Origin of the sequence: Planktothrix sp. FACHB-1355 (genome assembly GCF_014748295.1) — a bacterium.
Classification (GTDB): Bacteria; Cyanobacteriota; Cyanobacteriia; order Cyanobacteriales; family Aerosakkonemataceae; genus Aerosakkonema; species Aerosakkonema funiforme_A.
Genome location: NZ_JACJUP010000963.1, coordinates 1 through 2,752 on the forward strand (window position 1 = coordinate 1; position 2,752 = coordinate 2,752).

Annotated in this window: 5 protein-coding genes; all 5 read left to right on the forward strand. The window is 40.7% G+C overall.

The genetic code is table 11. The annotated features are described in order from the left end of the window. Positions 1–258 precede the first annotated feature (258 nt). The 5 genes from H6S82_RS27590 to H6S82_RS27610 all read left to right on the forward strand — a co-directional run bounded on the left by H6S82_RS27590 (position 259) and on the right by H6S82_RS27610 (position 2,386). Positions 259–420 (forward strand): hypothetical protein, encoded by a 162-nt coding sequence (locus H6S82_RS27590; protein ID WP_190462057.1) that lies wholly within the window; start codon positions 259–261, stop codon positions 418–420. A 69-nt stretch (positions 421–489) separates the two neighbouring features. Further along, positions 490–891, forward strand: coding sequence for a peptide-methionine (R)-S-oxide reductase MsrB (gene msrB / locus H6S82_RS27595; RefSeq protein ID WP_190462059.1), 402 nt, complete (start codon positions 490–492; stop codon positions 889–891). Positions 892–982: 91 nt separating this feature from the next. Continuing rightward, positions 983–1,432 (forward strand): DUF29 family protein, encoded by a 450-nt coding sequence (locus tag H6S82_RS27600; protein ID WP_190462061.1) that lies wholly within the window; start codon positions 983–985, stop codon positions 1,430–1,432. A 44-nt stretch (positions 1,433–1,476) separates the two neighbouring features. Then, a complete protein-coding gene (locus tag H6S82_RS27605) occupies positions 1,477–1,677 on the forward strand; it encodes a hypothetical protein (RefSeq protein ID WP_190462063.1) in 201 nt (66 codons plus the stop codon). 430 nt (positions 1,678–2,107) lie between these two features. Next, positions 2,108–2,386, forward strand: coding sequence for a hypothetical protein (locus H6S82_RS27610; RefSeq protein ID WP_190462065.1), 279 nt, complete (start codon positions 2,108–2,110; stop codon positions 2,384–2,386). Positions 2,387–2,752: the final 366 nt, after the last annotated feature.

A 2,752-nucleotide genomic window follows, 5' to 3' on the forward strand; every position in this document is an offset into this window, starting at 1 on the left:
GGTAATTGCCAGCGATTGGCGTTGTGAGCTATTACGCGCCCGACAAAGTTTGTCAACGAATTGTAACATTTTATATCCAGCTTTCATCTAGGGATGAGCCATGCTTAGCTTTGGCATTAAAAAATCCGAGAATGAAATTGATGTCGCTGTTTTTGCTAAAATTATGAAAGAGATGGGAAAGTTTAACGATCGCAATCATAAATATCCTTGAGTTAATCGTGATTCGAGCCATAGGTTTGGCTGCGGTATCAATATAATATGCTCTTATGTTTAAAACGTTTGAATGTTGGGATTGTGCTGGATGGAGAGGTAAAAAGTTGGCGATCGCTTATAGCTTTGCGTAGTATGTATCGGATTCCGGTAATCCGCACCCCCACAAGTATGGTGCGACACTTACAATCTAACTGTGGGTTGGATTAGCGAAGGGATACACCTTTGCTTCGATCCGCTAAAATCCCATACAAACATATCAAAAATGAGTCTCGGAGCATGATTAACAAGGTACAAAAGTCTGAGTCAGAATGGAAACAGCAGCTAACGCCCGAACAGTTCAAAGTCACCAGAAAGAAGGGAACGGAAAGAGCATTTACGGGCGAATATTACAACAACAAAGAAAAAGGAATTTACAAATGTGTTTGTTGCGGTAATGACTTGTTTAACTCAGAAACCAAATACGATTCTGGAACGGGTTGGCCTAGTTTTTGGGCTCCGATCGCACAAGATAACATAGCTGTTGAAGAAGATAACAGCTTGTTCATGCGTCGCACAGAAGTGCTTTGCGCTGCCTGTGACGCTCACCTGGGCCACGTATTTAACGATGGCCCCCGTCCGACAGGTCTGCGCTACTGCATGAATTCTGCCGCTCTTAAGTTCGAGAAAAAGGCTGAATAATAGCTTTCTTTCTGCTTTGGGACGATGAAATGCAGTCGTCCCTCTTCTGTTGGCAGAATGATAATATCGCGAAACTGAAAAATAAGGATTTATGGAAGAATTAATCGCACTCAAAGAATTGCTCCATCAAGGCAAAGTTGCTGAAGCACTAATACTGGTAGAAGAATTAGAGGAAATGAGTAAATCCGATAAACTCAACAAAATCTTTAGCTATGGCATTATTCTACTGCTGCATTTAATTAAACAAGTCGCAGAAAAACGTACTACTAAATCATGGAATCTTTCTATACGCAATTCGGTCAAGCAAATTCAACGCACCAATCAGAGGGAAAAAGCGAAAGGAACCTATATGAATCAAGAGGAACTATTAGAAACCTTACGCGATGCCTATGATTTAGCATTGGAACGAGCCGCTTTGGAAGCATTTGAAGGTAGCTATGAAGCTGAAGAATTAGCAGAATTAGTAGAGCGGGAAGCTATTATCGCCAGGGCAATGGATTTGATTTTAGAGCGACAAACTAATGAAGGTTCAAACGAGTAAATAGCGGAAATTACCTCTTGCGGTGTTAGTGGGAGAGCTTCTGGTTGGGAAAAAATAGCATTAAGGTTGGTGAAGTGCGATCGCAGGAGCCTGTTTGGCAGGTGGAAGCGAAATCGGCAAACGGCATCAAGCACTTTCTTCGCAAGCGCTTTTTATCTTTTTCGATGGTATTGGTAATTGCGTTTTTACTACTGGTGTCGCTGGTTATCAGTACGTCGCTGGTAATTCTAGACAATTACTTGTGAGGTTTATTACCAGGTTTTACCTACTTATGGCAAATTCTTAATTTTCTCTTTTCATTTGGCATAATTATATCAGCCGATCGCACCTTAGCTGTCCCTAAAACCTGCCTCCGGGAACTTTAACGCGATCGCTAACGTCAAACCTCCACAAAATATAATTGCAGATTTAATATAAATCTCTAAGCGAGCGCATCTGCTTTTGCTGTGTCACAGATCACAAAATACAGGTTATTTCAGTTAATGTTGTGCTTGTTTAACATAAGTAAAGTTGACACTAACGCTTGTGTAAATTGTCTTTATGACGTTTTGTAATGATTTGCAATGTTTTGATTGCAAATACTAAAATTTACGCAGAGTTGTAAAATTTTGCCGCATACTTAATTAAAGGAAGACCGATTTCGCCGTGGAAATGGTTTGAAAGGGAAACGATCTTATGAAAACCTTAACTACTCCAGTTTCAGTATGTAAATATTGTCAATATTACAAACCGCTGGGAAGGCGGGGTGGTTCTTGCGAAATGCTGGGCGTATCGGTGCAAGGTGGGTGGAAAGGTTGCCATTTAGGCATACCCCAATTTATGAAAAAATGCGATATCTACCAAAATGCAGTAGAAAACAGTAATCTAATACACAAAAATTCCCAAGCACAAGTAGAGGAATTATCAGAATTACAAATAAAAAGTTACGATACAGCCGATCTAGTAGTTAGCTGAATTAAAATTGCGATCGCACTCAACCGCGAGAAGCCAGGTTTTTCTAAAAAACCTTCGAGAAACCCGGTTTTTTAGAAAAACCGGGTTTCTTGCTGAGAAAAACTCCGAATAGCATCAATTTGCTGCACTACAAGCGGTTGAGTGTTTATTTAGCTGCACAAACAAATTGAGCTAATTTCTGGGACAACAGGTATCGTAGTCAACGGACAGCGATCGAGCAATTTCGCTAACCTGTAACTGAAATAGCCATTAATTAAATAGATAGATTGACAGGAGCGAGCGATGCAAACGCCAACGCCAATTAAACAAACCACCGATCCCGCCCATGACGTACTGCGTTACGAATATCAACCCCTTGATGCCATC